Genomic DNA, 24,463 nt, shown 5'->3' on the forward strand with positions numbered 1-24,463 from the left:
GTCCCCACCCCAACTATTTACAAAGAGCCTATTTTAGTTACTTATCACAAGTTTTATCTCCTAAAAAAGTGTGAATAATATGAAGAAGTTCAATAATTTCTGAGTTCCTTATAATAAATTTTATGAAAGTAATTATTTAGTTTTTTACATAATGGTGTTAACTAGGCTCGCACCTATATCTCTTATTTTGCATACCCTAACAATGTAGAACGTATCTCATTTGAGAGGAGAATTATTGAAAGTGAAAGGGAGAGAATACCATTACTTTGCAGATGGAAATACCGCTAAAGGAAGTTACAGCCTTTTTGATATTAACTTTTCTGAGTTAGATAAGGTATTCATCTTAAAAGGTGGACCAGGAAATGGTAAATCATTTTTGATCAAAAACATAGCGAAAGTATTCAATGAACAAGGATATGATGTGGAGTACATTCACTGCTCTTCAGATGCAGATGCACTTGATGGTGTCATTATATCTACAGCAAAAATTGCTATTGTAGATGGTACGGCTCCACATATTCTAGAACCCAAAGTGGCTGGAGTAGTTGAGGAATATGTGAATCTTGGCATAGCGTGGAATCAAAAAAGATTAGTAGCTCAAAAAGATAAGATCAAACATTTAATCGAGCAGAAAGAAACCAATTATGCAAAAGCTTATGATGCATTTTCAAAAGCATTATCGATTCATGATGAATGGGAATCTATTTATATAACGAATATGGATTACGAAAAATTAGATGGTCTAACAGAAGAATTAAAAGAACGATTCTTTCTAGATATCGAGCTAAATAAGGAGGCAAACGTTCGTCATCGCTTTTTAGGTGCAGCTACCCCAAAAGGTGCTATAGACTTTGTACCTAATTTAACAGAAGGACTCCGTAAACGCTATTTTTTAAAGGGAAGACCGGGTTCTGGTAAGTCAACACTTTTAAAAAAATTAGCGGAAACGGCAGAGAGTAAAGGCTTTGACGTAGAAATTTACCATTGTGGTTTTGATCCAAACAGTTTAGATATGCTGATTTTCCGGGAATTAGGTATGGCGATTTTCGATAGTACAGCACCTCATGAGTATTTTCCAAGTAGAGAAGGAGATGAAATTATCGATCTCTATCATATTGCGATTACACCAGCAACTGATGAGATATATGAGAAACAAATCAGCGATATTGCCTCTCGTTATCGTGAGAAGATGAATGAAGGAACTGCCAATTTAGCTGAAGCAAAAGAAATACATGAAAAATTGAGGAGAATATATATAGATGCTACTGATTTTAATATCGTTGAAAATATTCAAAATGATATTACATCAACTATCTCCAAAATGTTGAAATAAAATTATTAAATCCATTCACATAACGAAAATAAGATATAAAATATCCATTGAATTGTCATAATTTTTTTGCGGATTAGGCGATTATTAGATCAGTTAAGGCATATTATAGACTAAATTAAAAAGTGGAAAAGTTAAGGCTAAACAGTTTAAATACCAATATAGTCACTAACAATTACCTACCATTTACCTAATAATGAAAAGGATAATTGTATTAGAAGTAATTTTAATCATATTCAAATCCATTTCATAATTACAGAGGTTGCTCTTTTTATAAGAGTGGCCTTTGTTTTTTTACTGCCTTTTAACAAGTGATTTAAAGTATTCGAATAGTTTAAAAGACATAAGTATTATTTATAGAATAATATCATTTTAATTAAATTTATTTATATGTAGCTGGTGATAGATGATATTAGTATAAAAGTTAAATATAGGAAGAGAGATGATGATGATGGTATTCCATTTTAAAGCGATTGATCATATCCAATTGGCAGCTCCTAAAGGTAGTGAAAATGTATCACGTCAATTTTTTTCAGGAATATTAGGTTTTGAAGAAATTGAAAAACCTGATACATTGAAGAAAAATGGCGGAGTTTGGTTCGCTTCTGGAAATATTCAAATCCATATCGGAATTGAAGAACCCTTTTCACCTGCGAAAAAAGCACATCCAGCTTTTGAAATAAATAACCTTGAGCAATTGAAAAAACATCTTTCAAATAACAAAATTGATTTTCTAGAAGATGACAAACTTCCTAATGCAAACAGAATCTACATATTCGATCCTTTTGGCAATCGAATTGAACTATTAGAATGGAATGAAGATAATAAATAAAATGTCCTTTTTTTGAAAATCTCTTCTATTTGATTAATAGAGGAGGGATTATTCATGAAAAAGAATTGGTTAATAGCTATCGATGCAGGACATGGAAAATATACACCTGGAAAGCAAACTCCCGATGGGGCAAAGGAATGGCATTTTAATAACAAAGTAGTACAAACAATTGAAAAACGTTTACGTAAAGCAAATGGGATTAAATATATTCGAGTTGATGATCCGACGGGAGAGAAAGATAGAAGTCTAATTGAACGGGTTAAACTAGCCAATATTAAACAAGCGGATCTATATATATCAATTCACCACAATGCAAACACAGGGAAATGGGGAACTTGGACAGGTGTAGAAACATTTGTCATGATGCCCAAAAGTAAAAATCCGAAGTCAACTATAGCTGCTCAATGTATTCATCCCAAAGTTGTAAAAGCCATGGTACTAAAGGATCGAGGTATTAAAGAAGCCAATTATTTTGTACTAAAGGAAACAACGATGCCAGCAATATTAATAGAAGGTGGTTTTATGGACTCGACGATTGATATAAAAAGGATTAGAGATAGGAAAAGATTAGAAATGCAAGGAAATGCAATTGTTGAAGGAATTCTAGAGTATATTTCGCTTATAAAGGACAGATTCTAACCTTAAACTTTCGTTACAGATATAACGCAGTCAATGGCATTTATATTTATTTCAAAAAGGGTAATATTCGCTTAAAGGAACCAAAAATTATAAAATAGAGTCATAGATTACAAAATATACGGAATGATTGCTTGTAGGTGATTTTTATGAAAAAAAGATTAAGAATATCATTTGTTATCAATATTTTGTTGATGGCTGTGTTAATTACTGTGATAGTCCAAACGAATAGTCTTGCTGTGATGAAAACGAAGATGGATAAAAAGTCAATAAATGAAGAGTCGGTTGTTTTACGTCAAGCACACTATGACCAACGTCAAACATTGTTCGAAAGACTATCAGTGACAAGGGAATCCACGGTTATGCTGGGGGATAGTATGATTTTATACAATGAATGGGCTGAAGAATTTCCGATTGCACCAATTCTTAATCGTGGGATTGGTGGAGATACTACATTTGGTCTTTTAAAGCGATTGGATACCATTACAAGTGGTAAACCTAAGCGAATCGTATTAATGATTGGCGTAAATGATATATCAAAAGGATTTACTGAAGAACAAACTCTAAAAAACTATGACAAAATTCTATCAACAATCGAAGAAAAAAGCCCATCTACTAAAATTATTATGACATCTGTATTACCTGTAAACAACGAATTATACGGTTATCGTGTCCACAATTCACAGGTAGTAAGTCTAAATACAGGTTTAAAAAAATTAGCAAGCAAGCATAAGATTCTGATGATAGATATTCATGACAAGTTCTTGAAAGACGACCATATGGATAGCCAATATACTAGTGATGGCCTTCACCTAAATGGGAAAGGTTATGCTATATGGATTAATGCTTTAAGACCTTATATGGATAATTAGCTATGTAAAAAAGGGATGACCTAGGCCTTCTAAAAAGCCTTTAGGTCATCCTTCTTTTTATAATTAGTTTTTGCAAACTTGCATGAAATATAAAAACCAAACAGCGTGATTTTGTTCATCAGATGCAGCTTCAGAAAACGCACAACTAATCCAAGGCTCATGAACTTTTCTAGCTACAGAATGATAAAAATCCACTGTTTCTTGCTCATCGTGGAATGCTTTATCAATGCCATGTAGAAAGCTTTTCGGATAGGTTGGCTGAGTTTGTGGATGATATTGACATCCTGTTAAACAAAAATAAATATGTTCGAACATATGAAAATGGCGAATTTCATCTTCTCTTATTTCTAAGATTTTCTTTTTCATACTTGCTTTAGGTGCCATATTAGCAAGCATTTCGTAAAAACATATTGCTTCATGTTCTCCATCCATTGCTTTTGTTAGGTCATTCAATACAGAATACTGCATTTGATGATCACAGTTATTAAAATCCAATAGATATCCCTCCCACTAAATACTTTATGAAAGGTTGGGATACTGCGGAACTTGTCTAATTTCAAATATTAGAAAATTAGCCCGATATTATTTAAGGAAGGAATTGACCAAAAAACATCGAATAATAATGTGGTAAGGAGATGTTAACTATGAAAAATCAATTAGATTTATTTGAATACGCAGATAAACAAGCAAATTTAGAATCTATTATTCAAGGTATACATAATTTGAAAATCGGAAAAGAAATTACATATTCTAACATCTGCATTCGTAGAACAAATCGATTTTTTGAAGTACTTCAAACAGATCTTTTTCATGAATGTTTTCGTGAAGTTGAGCAATGCATTCATTTTATCAAAAGTTATCTTGAAACAGATCATTTTATAAAATAGTTATCGAGCAAATTTTATATTCCTTGTTTCATTCCTGTTAAAGAATTTTTTATGGACCGCTAAAGAATAGACTAAAACAATAGAGGACCATACGAAGTTCCCTATAAATAACTGCTTATTATATGAAAGTATTATAAGATAGCTTATAGCTCCGAAACTAATACAGTAAAGAATCATTAACCAAAATCCCCAAGGTTTTAAATTCATATATCCATATATGATTATTAAAGTTGCAATGGCGATAACAACTCGGAATAATTCTTCTGGGAAATTAGGTAAACCGAGTTTTTCAACAAATTCAATGTTACTGGCGATTTGATCAAAGAAAAATGTCGTAGCGATTAAAGTCGCTATTCCGAAAATGTATATATAACTAATTAGTGTGATTCCGATTGGTCTTTTCAAAGTAAGATCCCTCCATGATTCAAAAAATAATTTCTAAACACAAACAAGTACTAATGGTGGTACACATATAATATATATGCATGATAAGTGCAGTATAAAACTAGGCAAACCCGTAATTAAGAATTACTTTTTTACGGGTTTGTTTATTTAGATTTCATTTAATGATATTAAGAATCTTAACCAGATTAAGTGAATAGTATAAATAGAAGACAATTTATAGGATTTGGGACAAGTAAAAAATGGAGGGTAGACTTAGATGAATGCGGACAAATTAAAACAATATATTGCACTTTTTGGTGGATTGCTCTCAACGATTTACTTATTTCTGGATTCGATAGGTGTAGCACCTAAATGGTTTACGCCAAAAGTGATAAATAGTTTTACAGATATGGTGATGGCAGCTGTACCATTTATTCTTATTGGGTATGGTGTTTGGAAGAACAGTTATATCGTTACCAAAAAGGCAAAGGAGCAAGAGAAATGTTTGAAAGAAAAAGGATTAAAATAGGGCGGTCATAATTATTCCACTTCATAAAAACATTTAATATGCAAAAAAGGGGATATGTTGCTGAAGGAGAAATTACAAAAAGCGTTGGAGCGTCAACAATTAGTAACTATTATATACATGTCAAAGTTAGGGGGAATTACAAAAAGACGCTTGAAGATATTAGAGATAAGGGATGATAAATTCCGAGCCTATTGTTATAAAAAACATGCCCAACGTACTTTTTTCATAGATCAAGTGCTAGCTGTTGAACCAGTTATTAAAAAAGAAAATGAAATGATTGAGTAATTACTAAAAAATAAAAGAAACCATAAAACAAACTTGGGGTCTCATGGTTTCAACCATTTGTATGTTCCTGGCATCGCTTATTTTTGCACCTATTTTCTTTTTTCTATTTTCCTAGTTAAATAGTCTACTTGCCTTTGTAAACTTTCGATTTGTTTTGATTGACCTGCTTGATTATTTGGTAATTGATTATTTGAATTTTGATTACCTTGACTATTATTGTTTTCTAATAACTGTTGTAAAACAATACTACTGGCCACGGTAGTTAATCCATCTCCAATAGTAGTGAGAAATGACCCAATAAGGGCTAGCCTGGCAGCAAGGATGTCAGGTGATTCATTATTAAATTAATTAGGATAATTATTTTTATTAGCCAACCTAATGCCTCCCTCTATTTTTCTTTTATTATTAAATTATGAAAGACATGTTGAATTAGTGTGTGCAAAAGCAAATTGTACTTAGCCTAGTGTTGATAAAGTCCGTCTTAAAGTATACGTATCTGCAAAAAAAGACAATTGAAAAAAGGAGAGAGATCCCAAAAGAACTCCTCTTTTCTCTGGAGGGGTTCTCTATACAAAAATCCATCAATTATTGTTTTTTGGATTCACATATTTACCGTAATCAGGTACAGCTATCTCTTCAAAATCCTTTATAAGTTTTTGTAAACTGTTGGTCAACAATTCGCCAGACATGGGTAATCCATGTCCGGTAACAGCAACAGCAGGTTTTAATGCTTGTAATTTAATAACGGATTCCTTAGCTGCTTTCCAATCTGTAGTTAGATATCTTGGAGGTCCACTGATCTCTTGCTTTTGAGTTAAAACTTTATAAAGGTATTCTTGTTTAACTGTAGTAAATGCATCCCCTGCTATTAGTGTCCTATCTTTTTTTCTAAATAAAGAGACATGACCAGGAGTATGCCCAGGTGTGTGAATCCATTTAAAGTCTGGCATATGAGGGATTGTTCCATTAAAAGGTAATGGTCTTACATTATCCCCCAAATCGATTGGCTCATTAGGAAATATGAAAGACAGTTTTGATACCATTCCACCTTCCACAGTTGTGTCTGGTTCTGGGTAACTTTTTTTACCTGTTAGATAGGGTATTTCTAATTCATGAGCATAAACGGGGATTTTCCAATGTTTAACCAAATCAATAACTGCTCCAACGTGATCAAAATGACCATGCGTTAAAATAATAGCATTCGGGCGATTATTTTCACCAAAATACTTTTCGGTAGTTGAAATAATTTCTTCTGCTGATTTAGGCATTCCTGCATCTACTAAAACAAAATCATTTGTATCCAAATTTCTAACTAAACACATATTCACAACTTGGATAGTGTAACAAAGTAAGTCTGGTAATAACTCAATACCCTTCCCGTTTCCTACAGAAGTTACGGGAATATATTTATAATCATTGCCGTAATTCATGTCTTGATCCATTTTCCTACCTCCTTAGATCCTTCGATTTTATACTTCCCTTTTAAAAGGAAATTATTTCATCCCAACTATTGTTGAGATTAAACTGAATGTAATAGATATCAATGAAACCCAAAAAAGCACGCTTGAACGGGAATTCAAGCGCACGAACGAAGAGGGTTATGGTTAAGAGCAGACGGTTCTCGACACCGTCTATTTTCATTTTTAACAACTTGAGGTTTATTTATACTTTCTAGAATAATCTCAGGAAACTGTATGATTGATTGTGTAGTATTGTTCGACATAAATAACCAGGAAAAAAGAAGAATAGAAATCTAGACATTACTCCAATGAAGGATCAGTGGGGGAATGGACTTAAATGCTCGTGAATCAGAAGCCAATTATCAGATTCTTTAACAAAGACATTCGTTGCCCTTCCATAACCACTTGTATATTTTTCGTTTATATATCCTTCATAAAAATAAGTATAAGTACAAGTTGCTGAGTGACTTCCAGTAAATACCCATTTCACATCACGAGCTTCATAATTTTCATTTTTCACTAATGACCAAGCGTTCTCAAAGTAAGACTTTATTTCTTCGTGAGTTGTACAATTCTGATCAGTGAAAAAATAGGTGGCATTAGGATGAAGAATTNTACTTCATCAAAATTATGAGTATTTGTCGCTTTTATATAATTATGTAATATCTCCATAATTAAATCTCCCTTCAATTTTTCTTAAAGGTAGTCTAACACAGATTAATGAGAGATTGGATGAATTGTTATATCCTCAATTATTCCTTTAATACATAATTGTGTATATTACCTTTTTCGTTCTGAATAAATCTAGGCTCTACGAGAATAATAAACACGAAACGAAGAAAGGAGTCCAATCATGGAAATACCAATTCGTAATAAAAGTAAAGGAAAGGAAAATACAAAAGAAGCGAAATTGGCATGGTGGCAACTGTCCCTTATTGGTGTTGGATCTATTATTGGGACAGGTTATTTTTTGGGATCAGGAATTGGTATATTAAAAACTGGCCCTTCCATTATTGTTTCCTTTATCCTAGCAGCTCTTGGCACATATATAGTATCTAATGCACTTAGCAAAATGTCAGCACAAAACCCTCAAAAAGGGTCTTTTCGCTCTTATGCAAAATTAGCATATGGTAGGTGGGCAGGTTTTAGTAGCGGTTGGGTTTATTGGTTCTCCGAAATGCTAATATCTGGTAGTCAGTTAACGGCCCTTTCTCTTCTTTCTCGATTTTGGTATCCTAATGTTCCACTTTGGATATTTGCTACAGGATACGCCATTCTTGGTATTACTGTCGTTTTAATAGGTACTAAAGGTTTTGAAAGAGTCGAGAATGTTTTTGCAGTGATCAAAATTGCAGCTATTTTAATGTTTATCTGTTTGGCTATAGCTGTTCTATTTGGCTTTTTTGGAGGGAGTAGTAAAGACTTTCTTGTACACAATTCTATGAAAGAGTTTTTACCAAAAGGAATTACAGGTCTTTGGTCTTCCTTAATTTTTGGCTTTTATGCTTTTAGTGGAATAGAAATCCTAGGTATATTAGCGACGAGACTTAAAGTGAAAGAAGAGATTCAAAAATCAAATACTATCATGTTAATTATCCTAACAATTATTTATTTATCCTCCATATTTTTAGCGACAAGCTTAGTAGTAGTTGATAAATTTAATACTGAGGAGAGTCCGTTTATCATTGCTCTGGATAAATTTAATCTTTCATTTTTCCCTCATGTATTTATTGGAGGAATCATCATAGCAGGTTTTTCAACTATGGCTGCATCTTTATTTGCTGTCACCAGTATGCTAGTAACGATGTCAGAAGATGGTGACGCTCCAAAAGTTTTTTCGAAAAAGGGAAAACTTAAAGTACCACCTTATGCATTAGCATTAACAATAAGTGGGATGATTATTTCCATTGTTTTATCACGTCTAATGCCAGATTCTGTGTATGAATACATTACAACAGCAGCAGGGTTAATGCTTTTATATAACTGGGTGTTTATACTTATTTCTCTTCCAAAGCTAATAAAAGCTACTGGTTTCGACCATGTTAAAAGAATTATTGGAATGATTTTAATATTGTTAGCAGTTAGCGGGACATTACTTCATGAGTCCAGCAGACCTGGATTTTTTGTAAGTATAGTGTTTCTCCTAATTATTTTGACAGTCGTTCTTATTATGCATTTTGGAAAATCCAAAAAGAAGAAAAAAGAAAAAAATATATTTCCGAGAGGGATTTATTAATGACTTGCTAATAGTTTTACTGCCTGAATACCAAAATAAACGCCAAACCCAATAAGAGATAATCCAGACACAATAGATATAAAAGCAAGAAGTTTCGTAGTTAGGTACTTCCTAAAGCTACTTGCTACACATGCCATAGTAATATCCCAAAAAAATAGTCCCAGGAAAATAGCTGAACTGTAAAGAATAACATCGGCTGTTTCATATTCTACTACAGTTTTAGCTAGTACTGAGCCATAAATTCCAAGCCAAAAAAGAATCGTTAGTGGATTTAATAAAGACATGAAAAAGCCTGAAAAAAATGATTTAGTAAGAGAAATATTGTGATCATTACTCCTTTGAATGGTTTTACCTACACTGACAATGCTTTCAATCCCCGTATATACAAGTACAAAAAAGCCAAAAGACCATAATAAGGTTTGCATAAAGGGTGTATCTAAAAAATTTATTACTCCAAGGTATACTGTCAGCATATACAAAGCATCTGCGCACATAGCACCTAGTCCAACAAACCAAGAGGGGAAAAAGCCCCCTTTAATACCTTTATCTATTTGTGCGGCATTAATTGGACCAATTGGTGCTGCAAGAGATATTCCGAGGAAAACATAACTAAAAAAAATACTCAAATTATTGGCTCCTTAAAAATAAAAAGTTGTTTGTAACAACATGCTATTCAAAAGGGTTAGTTTGTAGGACAACTTTTTGGGAATTTCCAAAGGTTGAAGAACTCTAATAAAGCTATTACAGGAGAGAAATTAAATGACTGTTTATGTTCATCAAACATTTGAGATTAAGCAAGATAAATTTAATGAAGGAATTGAAAATATTCAACAAATAAAAAAGTATCGAAACGAAAACTATAATCATAAGGTAGATATTTTAGTCCCAATAACAGGTCCTGATCATACGTACTCGCTTATTTCGACATACGATGGATTAGCGGAGATGGAAATACAAAATAAAAGAATGTACGATGATGAAGAGTATTTAGCTTTAATAGGCGACTTATTTTTAGAACAAATTGTTCAAGGTTCGATCAATACACAAATTTATCGTTCGATGAGTGAAATAAAGAATGATAAACAAAAAGGAAGTAAAAATAATTAGCATAGAAGACAAGATGATTTTCAATCATTCTTAACCGGGAAGCCAATTAAGGTCACCTGGTTTTTTTAACCATTTCAATGCTATCAGCGACGATTATAGGTATATAATATAATCAGTGCTTTTTTAAAATCTTATAAAACTCACATAAAAAACACATAAAGAGTGAAAAAGGATGAAATAATATGAAAGTGCATATACAATAAGGTAGTGAAAAACCTTATTTATCAAGGAATCTGAAAAAATATGAAAGAGGATGAAACCATGAATCCATACGAAGAGTATATGCAAGGCATTGTTAAACCAATGCGCGAAGAATTAGTTAATGCTGGCTTTACAGAGCTAAAAACACCTGATGAAGTGGCTGATCATATGCAAGAATCTAAAGGAACTTCATTGATAGTGATTAACTCTATTTGTGGATGTGCTGCAGGCCTTGCTCGTCCAGCTGTTATTGAAGCTATTCAACAAGCTGAGCACAAACCAGATCATTTAGTGACTGTATTTGCAGGACAAGATCGTGAAGCAACTGCACAAATGCGTAGCTTCTTTGAAGAAGTTCCACCAAGTTCACCATCTGTAGCTATTTGGAAAGATGGTAATTTAGCGTACTTTATTCCACGTGAACAAATTGAGGGATTTGCGATGGAACAAGTTCGTGACCATTTAGCGGGTGTTCTTGACCAAGTATGTGCCGATTAAAAACAATTGTAACAACAGCTGGACGTCCCGACAATCAGTCGCTTCGATTAGCTGAAGCAGCTAGTAAGGCTCTTAATGCACCTTTTATAGAGAGAAGAAAAAGATCTGTAAAAAAAATAGCTGAATATGAATCTGCAAATGTGATTGTAGCCGGAAAAAATCGTTATGAATATTATCCATATGGAGTGACAGAACCTTTTTTCTTTCATCCAAGTTCTGCAGCATTTCGATTAAAGCGAGTTGCACGAGGAGAACATGATCCTTTTTTAGAGGCAGTCAATCTACAAGAGGGAGATTCAATGCTAGATTGTACCTTGGGAATAGGTTCTGATAGTATGTTAGCAGCTTATACAGTTGGAGAGACTGGTAAAGTTGTGGGATGTGAAGGTAATCCTAACGTAGCATTTATAGTTTGTGAAGGTATGAAAAGATATGACATTACAGAATTACCATTACTAAAATGTATGGGACGAATTCGTGTTATTTCAATCTTAGCGATAGATTATTTAAAAAAACAACCTGATCATTCATTTGATGTTGTTTATATGGATCCTATGTTTGAAGAACCGATTGAAGAGTCGAATAACTTTGCCCCGTTGAGAGATGCAGGATTACATGAGGCATTAACGGATGAATGGGTTTATGAAGCAAAACGAGTAGCGAAAAAAAGAGTCGTACTAAAAGCACACTTTCGATCACCACTTTTTGAACGTTATCATTTCAAGCGAGATATTCGTTTAAATGCGAAGTTTCATTATGGAATCATCGAACTATAAAAAGAACCTGCGATTTTATACTGATCGCAGGTTCTTTTTTTCTATTCTTCGACAATATTATTACGAATTGTCTCCATTAATTGAATCATCTTTTTCATTTCTTCATCTGAAATTCCAGATAAAACATGTCGTTGATACGTATCCAATGAATTTCGAATGTCATTATAAACATTTTGACCTAAGGGTGTTAGTTGAATTCTTTTTTCACGGCGATTATTGCCATGAATTTGCTCTATGTAATCGAGCTCTTCTAATTTTAAAACAGCTCTTGTGATTGTTGGTCGTTCCACATATAAGTGTTTTGCAATTTCAACTAATGTAATATTTTCATATTTATTAATATAAAACAGAATGGACCATTGAGATGTAAAAAGATTATATTCTTCTAATTTCTTATTTAACACATTATTTAAAGGACGATAAAGCAATAAAAAGTTATGGAAAAAATTTGTTTCATCCATAGAAAACAACCTCCAGAGTAGCGCTGATTAAATTATTTTGTCTACTTGAGTATAGGAGTTATTGAAGTGCATTTCAAATGAATACAGCTAATAAGCTGGAGTTTAATTAGTCATTTTCTTAAATGTAATCTTGTAAATGAATATAGCGAAAGTATTTCTTATTTGAAAAGAAAAAGCGAGAAAATTAATCTTTTCCCGCTTTTTCAACTTATTAAATCATCTCGTGCCATTAATATCCCTAATTACGATTTGAAGCAAAAGATTAGTTGAATTTAGTATTTCTCTTTTTTGGGTGTATTTTTCCCGTATAAGAAATGTTGTAATGGTAAGCATAGAATTGCACAAATACCTAAAATAACATACAAACCATTGTATCCTACTGATGGAATAAATAGCCCTTGGATGAAAGGCCCAATACCTAATCCAATGTCAGTTAAGATAAAGAATGTAGAAGTAGCAAGTCCCACTCGATGGGGAGGTGCTACTGAAATTGCAACGGCTTGAGCACTCGACATATAAGTACCATAACCAATTCCAAGCAATGCCCCAGCAACTAATAAGACCAATCCCGTTTCTGATTGACTTAAGATAAATAATCCTAATAATAAACAAATGATTGCTGGATACATGACAAAGTTTGGACCTTTTAGATCAAACTGACGTCCAGTGAATGGACGAGATACTAGGATGGCAGCTGCGTATACTACGAAGAAATATGCTGCTGCTTCTGTTACATGATTTTCTTTTGCGTAAAATGTTAGAAATGAAAGAACACCAGAGTAGCAAAATGCAGTAACAGTTGCAATTAGTGTAATTGGCACAGATTTTCGTTCGATGAAATTTGATAGTTTAAATCCATTCATCTCAGCTAATTGATCTGGAGTTAGTTTAATTTCTTGTACATGTATCAATATAGATAAAATCAGGCTAATTACGATACATATTAAACAAAATACAAAGATTGCATTAAAATGGAAGTTCTCTAAAATAAAAATTCCTATAAATGGTCCAATGGCTGTTGCAAGTGTCATACTAAGCGCAAAATAACCAATTCCTTCACCATTTCTACTGCTTGGAATAACTTGAGCTACAATGGTACCTGTAGCAGTACCTGCAATCCCAAAGCCAAAACCATGAAGGACACGATTAGCCATTAATAAGCTTAAACCACCAGGAATAAAATAGATAATAGAACTAATAATCATGATGAAAATACCTAATAATAATATTTTCTTACGACCAAAACTATTAATATACTTTCCTCCCAAAATACGACCGAACAGTGCTCCGATAACAAAAATACTTGATGCTAATCCAGATGTACTTTCGTTAGCTCCAAAGTGCTCTGAGGCAAAAACTGAAATGGTGACCATCAGTAGATAGAAAGTCAACATTAAAAAGAAGTTAATAGAAGTAATACTGATAAAATCCTTTGTCCATAGTTTTTCTTTTTCCATATATATCTCCTTTTCGTTAAATTACTTCGTATAATATTAAGTTTCCTGATTTAAATACTTGTTTTTAAGTCAATAAAAACTTGAGGTGGGTTCTTACTGCCCATTACTGCGGGATTAAATTAAAGATTAATTTTTGTAAGAGGGCCAGTATGATTAAGAAAGTTAGAAGTATAGAAGTAGTTATTTGATTGTTATCTTAGGTAATTGTTATCTTAGGTAACAAAAATAAGTATAATAGCATTTTAACATGTTATCAAGAACTTTTTAAAAAATTTTTGAGCCTGGGAGTTTCTATAGATGAAATTCTACTATGGGTTTAGATATAATGATTCTGATAGGAGTTGTTGAATAGATGAAAATAGTTGTTTTTGGAGCATCCGGCGGAGTAGGGCAACATGTAGTGAGATTAGCACTTGAAAAGGGTATAGAAGTAACAGCTTTTGTACGTACGCCATCAAAAATCCAAATTTCACATCCGTTTTTGCATATATATCATGGAAATGCTCTTCAAGCTGATGATGTGGCAGCTGCAATTGAAGGACAAAATGCTGTCGTTTCTTGTTTGGGCTCAAGCAAGGGACTAAAGGAATCGACTGAATTAGGCAATATGATAGAGAATATCTCACTTGGTATGCAAAAACACGAGGTAAAACGAATTGTTTATGTAGCTTCCGCTGGTATCTATGGAGAGCTTCCTGGAATATCTGGTAAGATGATTATGAAGACATTAAAAAATCCTTTATCGGATCACCGACATGCTGTTGACACAATTGTCAATTATAATTTGGACTATACAATTGTTAGACCAATGGGGTTAACTAATAATGATCCAATTGGAAGTTATCGAGAAGCAACAGAGGGTATTCCTGAAAAGGGAAGAAGCATAGCTAGAGCTGACGTAGCAAACTTCATCATGAAAGTACTGGAAGATTCACAATATATTCATCAGTCTGTAGGTATTGCATATTAAAATAGCAACTAGAGGTACGGTTTTGGACATAAAAAAGAACTATGAGAGAAAATCTCATAGTTCTAACCATTTTAAAATGGATAATTTAATCTGTGATACAAAGAGACATTAAATAGAATAATAGCAGTAAAAATCCAATACCAATTGCGATTGACATAAAAGTTTGCCCTCCTTCTGTACAAAAACGAACAAATTATTTCTACTTTATTGTACAATGATTTGCCAAAAGATGAAACCTTTACTTACAAATTTCGTATCTAGTAATAAGAGATGTAAAAAAATGTTCAAAAGTAGGTGTATTTAAGTTGAAAAAAGGACTCCAAAAACTATTAGTTTCAACAGTTGCGGTTTTAACCCTGGGCTTCATCACACCAAGTCATGCAATTTGGGAAAACCTGTTAGAACATAATACTAATCATAAAACCCAACTTTCTAAGCAATCAACGACAAGACATAATTACATAGATACAGTATTTGAAGATAGTGTAACTGATATAGAAGCATTTTCTGATAATGTACTACTAAATGCTAAAGAACAAGCCTATATAAAATTTGGCAGTAAAATTGGTCCGAAAATTGAGGACGAGTTCAATAATATTATCTTTCCTAAAATTGAAGAAGCTATTCATATGACGTTAGAAAATGTGGATCAACAAGATATAAAAAACTTAGCAATCACAGAAAAACCAAGTGGTGACTATTCTGAAAAAATGTTTCATATCTACAACACTACAACAAGAAAAGACGTTATCCGTTTCCATGTACGTACAGAAAATCGTCCATTTGACGGATACTATTATAATTTCCACTATCACATATACAAAGACCAATTTGCTTCCCATTATAATTTAGGTGAAATCTATTGGTCAAAGAATACACCACCAAAATGGTTGTCATAAAAGTTTAAACCATTTAATGTTTTTACAAATATAGACATAACAAAGTGCATACAAATAATGTGTATATTTAGGTTACAACCGTCGCGTTTTGTATATGTAAAAATGCGTGTGAAATATTGTTAAACAACAAACAAGCCTCGTAAATGATAGAAGCACCTATTATTTATGGGGCATTTTTATGCGCCGAAGTTGCTGGAATATTTTTTTGAATTGTTTCAATTGATAAAAAAGCATCTATTTAATGAGGGGTAAATCAGGTAAAATAATTGAATGAATAATAGAGATATATGGAAAATAAACGGAAAGGAATTTACATATGGTTATATCGAAAGAATTACGCTCTTATAGTTTAATAGCATTGGGAGCGCTATTAGTTAGCATTTCTTATAACACTTTTTTGTTGCCGGCAAAGTTAGCCGCTGGTGGTGTTGTAGGTATTAGTACATTACTATTTGATTTGTATAATTGGACCCCAGCAATCGTACAATGGTGTATTAATATTCCTGTATTTTTTCTTGGCTATTTTTTATTAGGAAAAGAATTCAGCGTTAAAACACTAGTCGGGACAATATTATTACCTCTATTTATCGGTTTAACCTCATATTTACCTTATAAAATTGAAGATCCAATGCTAGCAGCTATTTATGGTGGAATTATTACAGGAGTGGGATTAGGGCTTGTTTTTAGAGGAAAAGGCTCAACTGGTGGAACAACAATAATTGGTCAATTGATAAAAAAATACACAGGCTTATCAAGTGGCTATGCGCAAATGATGATCGATGCAATCATTGTGATTGCAGCAATGTTCGTCTTTGACCTGGAACTTGCTTTGTATGCGATGATCACTATTTATATTTGTAGTAAAGTAATTGATCTCGTGCAATTGCATTCTTCTTCATCTAAACTAGTTTTAATCATTACTGAAAATGAAGAACAAGTAACTCATCTTATCAAAGATGAAATTGATCGTGGTTTTACGAAAGTGTGGTCTGAAGGAGGATACTCACGTAATAAGAAAGCGTTATTATTTAGTGTGGTAGAACAATCTGAAGCAGTTTATTTAAAAGAGCTGATTCAAAATCGAGATACCGAATCATTTGTCATTTTCTTAAATGCTTCAGATATTATTGGTAAAGGCTTTTCACGACCAAGATAAAAAGAAGCAATTCAAAAATAGAGGACAACAATTTTGCCCTCTATTTTTTCTAAGAAAACCCTTTAAAGGAGTTTCACTTTATTGAATTTCAATTCGATGACTATTTTCAATTGTTTCTTGATCCAGCTTTGGTAATGTAATATTTAATACGCCATCCTCATATTTACATTCAATGGCCTCAGATTTTACATTATTCATAGCAAATTGACGTCTGAATGAGCGAATGGTACGCTCACGATGTATAAAATTTGAAGACTCATCTTTGTTTTCGGCCTCGTGACGTTGGTTTGCTTCAACTGTTAAGATGTTATGATTAAAAGTAACATGAATATCTTCCTTTTTCATACCTGGAATATCCATTTTTACTTCGAAGCAGTTTTCTTTTTCAACAATATCAGCACTAGGATGATTCATCTTAGAAAAGAAAGAGTCGAAGGTTTGATCAAATAATTGCGGGAAAAAGAAATCACGATTTGTTGGAAATAAATTTGACATATGACATACCTCTTTTGACTTATTTTTTGAAGGGATTTAAATTTCCATTCAAATCATATCATTTGCAATCTATACAAAAATATACTGAAAAAAGCCAGATACAAAGTGCATCTGGCTAAACTTTTATTGATCGATATAGGTTTAAAAGTTGAAGAAATTATTCTATTTCAATTCTATGATTTTCGACTAAAACTTGATCATTCTTAGGTAGATAAATGTTAAGAACACCGTTTTTGTATTTGCATTTAATACCTTTAAAGTTGACGTTTTCAATGACAAATTGTCGTTTGAATGAATGACATACACGTTCACGTCGAATGTAGTTAGTCGTTAAATCTTTACTTTCAGTTTCTTGATCTTGTTGTGCTTCAATTGTTAGCAAGTTGTTGTTATAAGTGACATTGATGTCTTCTTTGTTCATACCTGGAATATCCATAGTAACCTCGTAAGAATGATCGTTTTCTTCAATGTCTACATTTGGTTGAGTCATTGGCGTAAAGAAAGAATCAAATGCTTGATCGAAGAATTTTTGGAAAAAGAAATCACGACTTGTTGGAAATAAGTTTGACATAGTACATTACCTCTTTTTTTAGTTTTCTTCGAAAGGGAATCATTGAAATGATCCTCTTTACAGTTATTATAATATCATTTGTTATCACTCTTGTAAAGAGAGTGATAAATAATTTGAAATTTCTTAATATAAAAGTATCTAATGAAATAAATGTTAGTACATAAATTTCCCATCAAACCTACTCACTTCTATAGTAATTTTACTTTCAACCGATATATAAATAGAGGTGATTTAATGCGAATATCTATGCAAGAACCTACAAGTCATGCAATTAGTGTAGCAGCATCTTCGAAAACATTGTCTCAAAGTGTATTTTCAAAAAGTAATATTTTTAAAGATACCGTAACTATTAGTGGACAAGCTCGACAGTTATTCGGCAATATGCAACAGGGAAAGCAAGATTCAATGATTGAAAGCTTGATGAAGCAGAGAGATGCATTAATGGAACAAAAAAGTGATTTAATGCAAAATACGCTTGATTCAGGTGGCGATATATCAAGTATTAAAGAACAATTGAAGGATTATGAAAAGCAAATTGCAGATTTAGATTCTCAAATTGCAAAAAATCAAGCCGAAAGTCGTAGTAATGCACTGGGAGTAGATCAGGAAGATAAGAAAAAAACGCCAAAAAGTGATGATGAAAAGCTTTTTACCCAAGCGGTGTCACTAGACCAAGCCGAGATGCTACACGGACTTGCCCATAAGATGGAAGGTCAAAAAGCGGTAATGGAATCGGAAATTGAGGAAGATGCAAAAAGAGGGGTAAATATAGAGCATAAGCAAGAAAAACTAAGTGATTTAGACACAAATCTCCAATCTATTCAAGAAAAACTGACGGATAATCTTCAAGATGAATTGGAAAATAAGAACGAAGATGATTTATCAGATTCAGATTCACAATATTTAGATCAAAATAATAAGAAACTACGTGAAAAAAATTATAATCGAAGTTCAGAAAATGATTAACTATTATAGAGAAAAAAGTTATGCCTAAAACAAATTTTGGGGTATAACTTTTTTCTTTTTCAATCAATGATTCCATTTTCTTTATTATTATTAATGCGAATAAGCTGTTAGTATGTTTGGTGACGATTAGTTAAATAAGAAATTAATACTGCATCATTTTTGTGTTATCATATGAACTAGTATGTAATTGGAGGCTATATCGATGAAACAATACTTAGACCTTTGCCGCCATATTTTAGAAAATGGTAATAATAAGGGAGATCGTACAGGAACAGGTACATGGAGTGTTTTTGGTTATCAAATGAGATTCAATCTGCAAGATGGATTCCCATTAATGACTACTAAAAAAACTGCATTTCGCTTAATTGCTACAGAATTATTGTGGTTTTTAAAAGGGGACACGAATGTCCGTACATTAATTGAACAAAACAATCATATTTGGGATGAATGGGCTTTTGAAAAATGGGTAAAAAGTGAAGAATATGAAGGACCAGATATGACAGACTTTGGACATCGTGTGTTGCAAGATGAAAAATTTAAAGAACAATATGATGAGCAAATGAACATTTTCCAAAAGAATATATTAGAAGATGAAGCATTTGCGAAGAAATATGGAGATCTTGGTCCAGTTTATGGAAAGCAATGGCGTTCGTGGCCGGATGCAAAAGGTGGTACAATTGACCAAATTCAAAATGTTATTGAATCGATTAAAAAGAATCCCAATTCAAGACGACATATAGTGACAGCTTGGAATCCAGCTGAAGTTGATGATATGGCATTACCACCTTGTCATTCTCTTTTCCAGTTCTATGTAGCAAATGGAAAACTGTCTTGTCAATTATATCAACGAAGTGCAGATGTATTTCTTGGTGTTCCTTTTAATATTGCTTCTTATGCATTGCTTACACATCTAATTGCAAAAGAGTGTGATTTAGAGGTTGGAGACTTTGTGCATACTTTAGGGGATGCACATATCTATAAGAATCATTTGTCTCAAGTAAAAGAGCAATTGTCACGTACACCAAGAGAGTTACCAAAGTTAGTGATTAAAACGGACAAGGATTCGATATTTGATTATGAAATAACGGATTTGATAATTGAAGGATATGATCCTTATCCACGTATATCAGCACCAATTTCTGTGTGAGGAGGCTAAGCAGGATGATTTCATTGATTGTAGCTTATGATGAAAATCGTGTAATGGGTTATAACAATAAGATGCCTTGGCATTTACCAGGGGATTTAGCTTATTTCAAAAAAACGACAATGGGTAAACCAATGATTATGGGGCGTAAAACATTTGAATCTATTGGAAAAGCCTTACCAGGAAGAACGAATATTGTCATAACAAGAGATCCAAATTACAAAGCAGAAGGTATTGTAGTTGCCCATTCTTTTGAGGAAGCTTTAGAAATTGCTAAAAAAGAAGAAAAAGAAATAATGGTTATTGGAGGAGAACAAATTTTCCGTTTAGCTCTTCCAATTGCAGATGTTCTTTATGTAACAAAAATACAACACACTTTCCAGGGTGACACATTTTTCCCTAAATTAGGTAATAAATGGAAAAAAGTATCTGAATCAGAAACCTTTGAAACAAAAGAAGGTATAAAGTTCGCTTATTTCATCTTCAAAAAGAAATAATGTTTGACGATTGTTTAATTAGTAGAATCTGAAAGAACGGACTGTTAGACCTAGAATATAATTTTATTTTTGAGTAATCGCTCTTTTTCATTCAATGTGGAGGAGCGATTTTTGTTTTGAATTTTTAAATGTAGCTCTCTAGTTTATAAAAATGAATATATGAAAAATAAATATTTCTATACATGTTCTTTCAAATAAAATGCATAATATAGAAGACATCCAACTTTTTTATATCCTGCTTAATCGAAAACACTCGAAAAGAACCTCTTTAAACCAAATTAACTTTCATCTACTTTTTCTCTAAATCCATAATATAACTGACAAATGTCACATGTTTAATGTGAAATTCGTGAGTACAATATATGATAAGGTTTTCACCAAAATAAAAGGCTAATAGTTTACTATATAGCGATATCATTTTATAATGAAATGAATCTACTAAAGGATGTGTCAATGTGGGACGAATTCATATTGTTACCGATTCGACCGGCGAATTAACAAAAGAAGAAATTGAAAGATATAATATCCATATAGTTCCATTAACTTTTCAATTTGATCAAGAAACATTTGTTGATGGAAAGGATATTGGTCCTGAAGAATTTCTAGAAAAAATGGCTAATACGTCTAAATTGCCTAAAAGTTCTCAACCAGCTGTAGGTGTTTTTAAAGAATTGTTTGATGAACTTGGTAGTAATGGAGACGAAGTTTTAGTTATAACAATGACTGGTGGCATGAGCGGAACAGTAAAATCTGCCGAAGCAGCAGCAACAATGTCAGAATCCAAAGTTGTAGTAGTGGATTCCCGCTATATTTCTTACGCTTTAGGTTTCCAAGTTTTAGAAGCGGCGAAGATGGCAGAAGAAGGCAAGTCAATGGAAGAAATTATAGAAAGACTAGATCATATTCGTTCAAATACAAATTTGTTTGTAGTTGTGGATACACTTGAAAACTTGATAAAAGGTGGTCGTATTGGTAAAGGGACTGGTTTAATAGGATCATTATTGAATATAAAACCAATTGCTTCACTTGAAGGTGGAGCTTACAATCCTGTCGCAAAAGTACGGAGCCATAAACAAGTAGTTAAGTATATTTTTAAGCAATTCCAAGAAAATACTAAGGGTAAAACGATTAAAGGTGTAGGAATTGCTCATGCAAATGGTTTAGCAATGGGAGAACCATTAAAAAGAATGATTGAAGAGTCAGGCTATCAAAATGTGAAGCTTGGTTTTACATCGCCAATCATTAGTACGCATACTGGGCCAGGTGCAATAGGTATTTCATATTATACAGACTAATTGGGCGGCAGGGATTAAAATAACATTCCCTGCTTTCTTTTCATTTGAGCGACAAAGTCGACATGAAAGGAAGAAATGAAATTGAAAAAAAGGTTAATACTAATCCTATCCGTTTTGCTCTTAGCTGCTTGCGGAATTACTGATAATAGTGGAAATTCAAAAGATGAAAACAAAAAAATAGCAGTTACAAAAATGATTAAATCTAAAGACATACAATATGTCGCTTTAGGGGATTCTTTAACTCAAGGTGTTGGAGACGAATTAGACAAACAAGGATATGTTGGTCGCCTAGATAAAGAAATGAAAACATGGCAAGGCGTTAAGTCTGTTACTGTTATAAATACTGCAAAAAGAGGACGGAGAAGCGATCAATTAATAGATCAAATCCAATCTGGTAAAATTGATGATGCTCTTAAACAGGCAGATTTTATTACATTAACAATTGGTGGAAACGATTTAATGAAAATTGTTCGTACCAATATTACAAATTTAGATAAGAAAGCATTTGATAAAAAAAGACCTGCGTTTCAACAAAGATATGAAAACATTATGGAATTGATTCGTGAACGGAATCCAAATGCCCCTATTATATTAATAGGCGTTTATAATCCTTTGTCAATTTTTACAAAAGAAGAATCAGATATGAATACAATCATGAGCGAATGGAATTCAGATATACGTGGATTTGCTAATAATGATGAGCATGCCGTATTTATTAATATTGAAGATTTATTCGAGTCTAATGATAATCTTGTATATCATAGTGACTTCTTCCATCCTAATGCAAAAGGATATGATCTATTGACAGCAAGAATTATTAAAACACTACATGAAGTAAATTTGAATAAACTATCAGAAGGACAATTTGATTTTAAGGAGGAGTCTTTAGATGAATAAATGGAAAATGGCATTTATACTCCTCTTTTCAGTAGTTATTCTAACAATAGCTGCCACTGTTTTTATTATTACAAGACCAATAGCTGAAACACCTACTCCAGCAACAAGTGAAGTACCTGAGGGAAGTCACCTACAAGTAAATACAACTGCTGATGACTTTGAAAATTTGGCTAATCAGCTCATATCTAATTCGATGAAAGGCTCTAAAATTCCTGTCAAAATGTATGTTGATGAACAAGTAACACTGAGCGGAACGTTACCAGTTTTTGATATGGATTTACCAATTGTTATGACATTTGAGCCAACTATTGTTAATGGAAATCTATTACTGAAGCAAAAAACAATAGAAGTAGGGATGCTCGATATTCCACCAGCGACGGCCTTAAAATTATTAAAGGATTCGGTTGAATTACCAAATTGGATGGTTATTCAACCGAAAGAAGAGCAAATCTATATAAACTTAACAGAAATGAAAATTCCTTTGGGCGATAATTTAGAAGGAAGAGTACAAGCAAAAGAATTCAATTTAAAGGAAAATCGCATTATACTAGACGTAGTAATTCCTAAAAAATAGGGGGTTTTTGTATGGCGCTAGAAAAAGCGACTTTTGCTGGAGGGTGTTTCTGGTGTATGGTCAAACCATTTGATGAGCAGCCAGGTATCGAGTCGGTTATTTCGGGATATACAGGTGGATATGTAGAAAATCCAAGTTATCAACAAGTTTGCTCTGATTTAACTGGCCATTATGAAGCAGTACAAATCACATATGACCCTCTAATCTTTCCTTATGAAAAACTAGTGGAGATTTTTTGGACGCTAATTGATCCAACCGATGCTGGTGGACAATTTCATGACCGTGGTAGATCATATATGACAGCAATTTTTTATCATAATGAAGAACAAAAAAAGATAGCGGAAGCATCAAGAAAAGCATTAGAAGAATCCCAAAAGTTCAATCTTCCAATTGCAACAAAGATTTTAGAAGCAAAGCCGTTTTATCCTGCTGAAGAGTATCACCAATACTATTATAAAAAGAATCCTTCTCACTACGAACTTTATTCAATTGGTTCAGGTCGCGCTGCATTTCAAAAAGATAATTGGGGGGCACATTGATGGATAAAGAAAGACGTTTAAAAGAATTAACTCCGATGCAGTATCATGTAACACAAGAAAAAGGTACAGAACCTCCATTTCGCAACGAATATGACAATCACTTTGAAGAGGGACTATATGTAGATATTGTTTCCGGTGAACCATTATTTTCTTCAAAAGATAAATTTCAATCAGGTTGTGGCTGGCCTGCATTTACGAAACCTGTAAAACAAACAGGGATTATTGAACATACAGATACAAGCTTTGGTATGTTAAGAACAGAAGTAAGAAGTAAAGAAGCTGACTCACATCTTGGTCATGTATTTCCAGATGGACCAATTGAAACGGGTGGACTTCGCTACTGTATCAATTCAGCTGCATTGCGATTTATTCCAAAAAATCAGTTAGCGCAAGCTGGCTATGCACAATTTGAAAAGTTATTTGAAGATTAACTTTATAAAATAGAAGAAAAGCTGATGTACCAATTAGAGTACATCAGCTTTTTCTGTGAAAATATATAATCCCTGCGG

General features: G+C 32.9%; 32 protein-coding genes. 22 read left to right on the top strand and 10 right to left on the bottom strand.

The window, feature by feature from the left end; translation table 11 throughout:
• Window positions 1-241: 241 nt before the first annotated feature.
• From CW357_RS15180 to CW357_RS15195, 4 genes are all read left to right on the top strand, one after another.
• Complete coding sequence (locus tag CW357_RS15180) at window positions 242-1,333, top strand: PRK06851 family protein (protein ID WP_124218488.1); 1,092 nt, start codon at window positions 242-244, stop codon at window positions 1,331-1,333.
• A 448-nt stretch (window positions 1,334-1,781) separates the two neighbouring features.
• On the top strand, window positions 1,782-2,162 hold the full coding sequence (locus CW357_RS15185; RefSeq protein ID WP_119417051.1) for a VOC family protein: 381 nt from the start codon (window positions 1,782-1,784) through the stop codon (window positions 2,160-2,162).
• Window positions 2,163-2,216: 54 nt separating this feature from the next.
• Entirely contained in the window at window positions 2,217-2,801 is a 585-nt protein-coding gene (locus tag CW357_RS15190) for an N-acetylmuramoyl-L-alanine amidase family protein (protein ID WP_124218489.1), read from the top strand.
• A 146-nt stretch (window positions 2,802-2,947) separates the two neighbouring features.
• A complete protein-coding gene (locus tag CW357_RS15195) occupies window positions 2,948-3,670 on the top strand; it encodes a GDSL-type esterase/lipase family protein (RefSeq protein ID WP_124218490.1) in 723 nt (240 codons plus the stop codon).
• A 63-nt stretch (window positions 3,671-3,733) separates the two neighbouring features.
• Here the strand turns inward: CW357_RS15195 and CW357_RS15200 are convergent, their stop codons facing one another.
• Window positions 3,734-4,165 (bottom strand): ferritin-like domain-containing protein, encoded by a 432-nt coding sequence (locus CW357_RS15200; RefSeq protein WP_367269492.1) that lies wholly within the window; start codon window positions 4,163-4,165, stop codon window positions 3,734-3,736.
• A gap of 149 nt (window positions 4,166-4,314) precedes the next feature.
• Between CW357_RS15200 and CW357_RS15205 the strand changes: the two genes are divergently transcribed.
• Window positions 4,315-4,557: a hypothetical protein gene (locus CW357_RS15205; RefSeq protein ID WP_124218491.1), complete on the top strand. Its 243-nt coding sequence runs from the start codon at window positions 4,315-4,317 to the stop codon at window positions 4,555-4,557.
• Here the strand turns inward: CW357_RS15205 and CW357_RS15210 are convergent, their stop codons facing one another.
• The gene (locus CW357_RS15210; protein ID WP_124218492.1) at window positions 4,558-4,962 is read right to left on the bottom strand and encodes a hypothetical protein; all 405 of its coding nucleotides are present in this window, start codon (window positions 4,960-4,962) and stop codon (window positions 4,558-4,560) included.
• 256 nt (window positions 4,963-5,218) lie between these two features.
• Between CW357_RS15210 and CW357_RS15215 the strand changes: the two genes are divergently transcribed.
• Window positions 5,219-5,470: a phage holin gene (locus CW357_RS15215; RefSeq protein WP_124218493.1), complete on the top strand. Its 252-nt coding sequence runs from the start codon at window positions 5,219-5,221 to the stop codon at window positions 5,468-5,470.
• Window positions 5,471-5,527: 57 nt separating this feature from the next.
• On the top strand, window positions 5,528-5,755 hold the full coding sequence (locus tag CW357_RS15220; protein WP_241155124.1) for a WYL domain-containing protein: 228 nt from the start codon (window positions 5,528-5,530) through the stop codon (window positions 5,753-5,755).
• A gap of 89 nt (window positions 5,756-5,844) precedes the next feature.
• On the opposite strand, the gene CW357_RS18355 is transcribed toward CW357_RS15220, so the two are convergent.
• From CW357_RS18355 to CW357_RS15230, 3 genes are all read right to left on the bottom strand, one after another.
• Complete coding sequence (locus tag CW357_RS18355) at window positions 5,845-6,012, bottom strand: hypothetical protein (protein WP_164489622.1); 168 nt, start codon at window positions 6,010-6,012, stop codon at window positions 5,845-5,847.
• Between the two features lie 324 nt (window positions 6,013-6,336).
• Entirely contained in the window at window positions 6,337-7,197 is an 861-nt protein-coding gene (locus CW357_RS15225) for an MBL fold metallo-hydrolase (RefSeq protein ID WP_124218494.1), read from the bottom strand.
• A 334-nt stretch (window positions 7,198-7,531) separates the two neighbouring features.
• The coding region (locus CW357_RS15230) for a YybH family protein (protein WP_241155126.1) at window positions 7,532-7,829 on the bottom strand (298 nt) is incomplete at its 5' end.
• Between the two features lie 239 nt (window positions 7,830-8,068).
• Between CW357_RS15230 and CW357_RS15235 the strand changes: the two genes are divergently transcribed.
• Window positions 8,069-9,451 carry an amino acid permease gene (locus CW357_RS15235; protein ID WP_124218495.1) on the top strand — a complete coding sequence of 461 codons (1,383 nt, stop codon included), beginning with the start codon at window positions 8,069-8,071 and terminating at the stop codon, window positions 9,449-9,451.
• Here the strand turns inward: CW357_RS15235 and CW357_RS15240 are convergent.
• Window positions 9,448-10,077 (bottom strand): LysE family transporter, encoded by a 630-nt coding sequence (locus tag CW357_RS15240; RefSeq protein ID WP_124218496.1) that lies wholly within the window; start codon window positions 10,075-10,077, stop codon window positions 9,448-9,450. The genes CW357_RS15235 and CW357_RS15240 overlap by 4 nt on opposite strands.
• 133 nt (window positions 10,078-10,210) lie before the next feature.
• Between CW357_RS15240 and CW357_RS15245 the strand changes: the two genes are divergently transcribed.
• The 3 genes from CW357_RS15245 (at window position 10,211) to CW357_RS15255 (ending at window position 12,033) form a co-directional block, all read left to right on the top strand.
• The gene (locus CW357_RS15245) at window positions 10,211-10,558 is read left to right on the top strand and encodes a hypothetical protein (RefSeq protein WP_124218497.1); all 348 of its coding nucleotides are present in this window, start codon (window positions 10,211-10,213) and stop codon (window positions 10,556-10,558) included.
• Window positions 10,559-10,819: 261 nt separating this feature from the next.
• Window positions 10,820-11,257, top strand: coding sequence for a BrxA/BrxB family bacilliredoxin (locus CW357_RS15250; RefSeq protein WP_124218498.1), 438 nt, complete (start codon window positions 10,820-10,822; stop codon window positions 11,255-11,257).
• Complete coding sequence (locus CW357_RS15255) at window positions 11,245-12,033, top strand: class I SAM-dependent methyltransferase (RefSeq protein WP_124218499.1); 789 nt, start codon at window positions 11,245-11,247, stop codon at window positions 12,031-12,033. The genes CW357_RS15250 and CW357_RS15255 overlap by 13 nt, the downstream gene beginning before the upstream one ends.
• A gap of 41 nt (window positions 12,034-12,074) precedes the next feature.
• Here the strand turns inward: CW357_RS15255 and CW357_RS15260 are convergent, their stop codons facing one another.
• Together CW357_RS15260 and CW357_RS15265 are read right to left on the bottom strand one after the other, a co-directional pair.
• The gene (locus CW357_RS15260; protein ID WP_124218500.1) at window positions 12,075-12,494 is read right to left on the bottom strand and encodes a MarR family winged helix-turn-helix transcriptional regulator; all 420 of its coding nucleotides are present in this window, start codon (window positions 12,492-12,494) and stop codon (window positions 12,075-12,077) included.
• A gap of 272 nt (window positions 12,495-12,766) precedes the next feature.
• Window positions 12,767-13,951 (bottom strand): MFS transporter, encoded by a 1,185-nt coding sequence (locus tag CW357_RS15265; protein ID WP_124218501.1) that lies wholly within the window; start codon window positions 13,949-13,951, stop codon window positions 12,767-12,769.
• Between the two features lie 352 nt (window positions 13,952-14,303).
• Here CW357_RS15265 and CW357_RS15270 point away from each other — a divergent pair, with 352 nt between their 5' ends.
• The 3 genes from CW357_RS15270 (at window position 14,304) to CW357_RS15280 (ending at window position 16,976) form a co-directional block, all read left to right on the top strand.
• A complete protein-coding gene (locus CW357_RS15270; RefSeq protein WP_124218502.1) occupies window positions 14,304-14,921 on the top strand; it encodes an NAD(P)-dependent oxidoreductase in 618 nt (205 codons plus the stop codon).
• Between the two features lie 305 nt (window positions 14,922-15,226).
• Window positions 15,227-15,820, top strand: coding sequence for a YpjP family protein (locus CW357_RS15275; RefSeq protein ID WP_124218503.1), 594 nt, complete (start codon window positions 15,227-15,229; stop codon window positions 15,818-15,820).
• A gap of 316 nt (window positions 15,821-16,136) precedes the next feature.
• Window positions 16,137-16,976, top strand: a complete 840-nt coding sequence (locus CW357_RS15280) for a YitT family protein (RefSeq protein WP_124218504.1) — start codon at window positions 16,137-16,139, stop codon at window positions 16,974-16,976.
• Window positions 16,977-17,054: 78 nt separating this feature from the next.
• On the opposite strand, the gene CW357_RS15285 is transcribed toward CW357_RS15280, so the two are convergent.
• Window positions 17,055-17,471: an Hsp20/alpha crystallin family protein gene (locus CW357_RS15285; protein WP_124218505.1), complete on the bottom strand. Its 417-nt coding sequence runs from the start codon at window positions 17,469-17,471 to the stop codon at window positions 17,055-17,057.
• Between the two features lie 157 nt (window positions 17,472-17,628).
• Window positions 17,629-18,042 carry an Hsp20/alpha crystallin family protein gene (locus CW357_RS15290; protein WP_124218506.1) on the bottom strand — a complete coding sequence of 138 codons (414 nt, stop codon included), beginning with the start codon at window positions 18,040-18,042 and terminating at the stop codon, window positions 17,629-17,631.
• A gap of 234 nt (window positions 18,043-18,276) precedes the next feature.
• Here CW357_RS15290 and CW357_RS15295 point away from each other — a divergent pair, with 234 nt between their 5' ends.
• The 8 genes from CW357_RS15295 (at window position 18,277) to msrB (ending at window position 24,385) form a co-directional block, all read left to right on the top strand.
• Window positions 18,277-19,008, top strand: coding sequence for a hypothetical protein (locus CW357_RS15295; protein ID WP_164489623.1), 732 nt, complete (start codon window positions 18,277-18,279; stop codon window positions 19,006-19,008).
• Window positions 19,009-19,210: 202 nt separating this feature from the next.
• Window positions 19,211-20,155: a thymidylate synthase gene (locus CW357_RS15300; RefSeq protein ID WP_124218508.1), complete on the top strand. Its 945-nt coding sequence runs from the start codon at window positions 19,211-19,213 to the stop codon at window positions 20,153-20,155.
• Between the two features lie 14 nt (window positions 20,156-20,169).
• Window positions 20,170-20,649 carry a dihydrofolate reductase gene (locus CW357_RS15305; protein WP_124218509.1) on the top strand — a complete coding sequence of 160 codons (480 nt, stop codon included), beginning with the start codon at window positions 20,170-20,172 and terminating at the stop codon, window positions 20,647-20,649.
• 455 nt (window positions 20,650-21,104) lie between these two features.
• Window positions 21,105-21,944: a DegV family protein gene (locus CW357_RS15310; protein WP_124218510.1), complete on the top strand. Its 840-nt coding sequence runs from the start codon at window positions 21,105-21,107 to the stop codon at window positions 21,942-21,944.
• An 81-nt stretch (window positions 21,945-22,025) separates the two neighbouring features.
• A complete protein-coding gene (locus CW357_RS15315) occupies window positions 22,026-22,841 on the top strand; it encodes a GDSL-type esterase/lipase family protein (RefSeq protein WP_124218511.1) in 816 nt (271 codons plus the stop codon).
• Window positions 22,834-23,415: a YpmS family protein gene (locus CW357_RS15320; RefSeq protein ID WP_124218512.1), complete on the top strand. Its 582-nt coding sequence runs from the start codon at window positions 22,834-22,836 to the stop codon at window positions 23,413-23,415. The genes CW357_RS15315 and CW357_RS15320 overlap by 8 nt, the downstream gene beginning before the upstream one ends.
• An 11-nt stretch (window positions 23,416-23,426) precedes the next feature.
• Window positions 23,427-23,954, top strand: coding sequence for a peptide-methionine (S)-S-oxide reductase MsrA (msrA, locus tag CW357_RS15325; protein ID WP_124218513.1), 528 nt, complete (start codon window positions 23,427-23,429; stop codon window positions 23,952-23,954).
• Window positions 23,954-24,385 carry a peptide-methionine (R)-S-oxide reductase MsrB gene (gene msrB / locus CW357_RS15330; RefSeq protein ID WP_124218514.1) on the top strand — a complete coding sequence of 144 codons (432 nt, stop codon included), beginning with the start codon at window positions 23,954-23,956 and terminating at the stop codon, window positions 24,383-24,385. The genes msrA and msrB overlap by 1 nt, the downstream gene beginning before the upstream one ends.
• Window positions 24,386-24,463: the final 78 nt, after the last annotated feature.

The sequence above is a fragment of the Rummeliibacillus sp. TYF005 genome (genome assembly GCF_003844195.1).
Lineage (GTDB): Bacteria > Bacillota > Bacilli > Bacillales_A > Planococcaceae > Rummeliibacillus.

What these genes read in the sequence shown, in the direction of transcription:
- CW357_RS15185 (WP_119417051.1), top strand. Translation starts at nt 1,782, where the DNA reads ATGGTATTCCATTTTAAAGCGATTGATCATATCCAATTGGCAGCTCCT.
- CW357_RS15190 (WP_124218489.1), top strand. Translation starts at nt 2,217, where the DNA reads ATGAAAAAGAATTGGTTAATAGCTATCGATGCAGGACATGGAAAATAT.
- CW357_RS15195 (WP_124218490.1), top strand. Translation starts at nt 2,948, where the DNA reads ATGAAAAAAAGATTAAGAATATCATTTGTTATCAATATTTTGTTGATG.
- CW357_RS15205 (WP_124218491.1), top strand. Translation starts at nt 4,315, where the DNA reads ATGAAAAATCAATTAGATTTATTTGAATACGCAGATAAACAAGCAAAT.
- CW357_RS15215 (WP_124218493.1), top strand. Translation starts at nt 5,219, where the DNA reads ATGAATGCGGACAAATTAAAACAATATATTGCACTTTTTGGTGGATTG.
- CW357_RS15225 (WP_124218494.1), bottom strand. Translation starts at nt 7,197, where the DNA reads ATGGATCAAGACATGAATTACGGCAATGATTATAAATATATTCCCGTA.
- CW357_RS15235 (WP_124218495.1), top strand. Translation starts at nt 8,069, where the DNA reads ATGGAAATACCAATTCGTAATAAAAGTAAAGGAAAGGAAAATACAAAA.
- CW357_RS15245 (WP_124218497.1), top strand. Translation starts at nt 10,211, where the DNA reads ATGACTGTTTATGTTCATCAAACATTTGAGATTAAGCAAGATAAATTT.
- CW357_RS15250 (WP_124218498.1), top strand. Translation starts at nt 10,820, where the DNA reads ATGAATCCATACGAAGAGTATATGCAAGGCATTGTTAAACCAATGCGC.
- CW357_RS15255 (WP_124218499.1), top strand. Translation starts at nt 11,245, where the DNA reads ATGTGCCGATTAAAAACAATTGTAACAACAGCTGGACGTCCCGACAAT.
- CW357_RS15260 (WP_124218500.1), bottom strand. Translation starts at nt 12,494, where the DNA reads ATGGATGAAACAAATTTTTTCCATAACTTTTTATTGCTTTATCGTCCT.
- CW357_RS15265 (WP_124218501.1), bottom strand. Translation starts at nt 13,951, where the DNA reads ATGGAAAAAGAAAAACTATGGACAAAGGATTTTATCAGTATTACTTCT.
- CW357_RS15270 (WP_124218502.1), top strand. Translation starts at nt 14,304, where the DNA reads ATGAAAATAGTTGTTTTTGGAGCATCCGGCGGAGTAGGGCAACATGTA.
- CW357_RS15280 (WP_124218504.1), top strand. Translation starts at nt 16,137, where the DNA reads ATGGTTATATCGAAAGAATTACGCTCTTATAGTTTAATAGCATTGGGA.
- CW357_RS15285 (WP_124218505.1), bottom strand. Translation starts at nt 17,471, where the DNA reads ATGTCAAATTTATTTCCAACAAATCGTGATTTCTTTTTCCCGCAATTA.
- CW357_RS15290 (WP_124218506.1), bottom strand. Translation starts at nt 18,042, where the DNA reads ATGTCAAACTTATTTCCAACAAGTCGTGATTTCTTTTTCCAAAAATTC.
- CW357_RS15295 (WP_164489623.1), top strand. Translation starts at nt 18,277, where the DNA reads ATGCGAATATCTATGCAAGAACCTACAAGTCATGCAATTAGTGTAGCA.
- CW357_RS15300 (WP_124218508.1), top strand. Translation starts at nt 19,211, where the DNA reads ATGAAACAATACTTAGACCTTTGCCGCCATATTTTAGAAAATGGTAAT.
- CW357_RS15305 (WP_124218509.1), top strand. Translation starts at nt 20,170, where the DNA reads ATGATTTCATTGATTGTAGCTTATGATGAAAATCGTGTAATGGGTTAT.
- CW357_RS15320 (WP_124218512.1), top strand. Translation starts at nt 22,834, where the DNA reads ATGAATAAATGGAAAATGGCATTTATACTCCTCTTTTCAGTAGTTATT.
- msrA (WP_124218513.1), top strand. Translation starts at nt 23,427, where the DNA reads ATGGCGCTAGAAAAAGCGACTTTTGCTGGAGGGTGTTTCTGGTGTATG.
- msrB (WP_124218514.1), top strand. Translation starts at nt 23,954, where the DNA reads ATGGATAAAGAAAGACGTTTAAAAGAATTAACTCCGATGCAGTATCAT.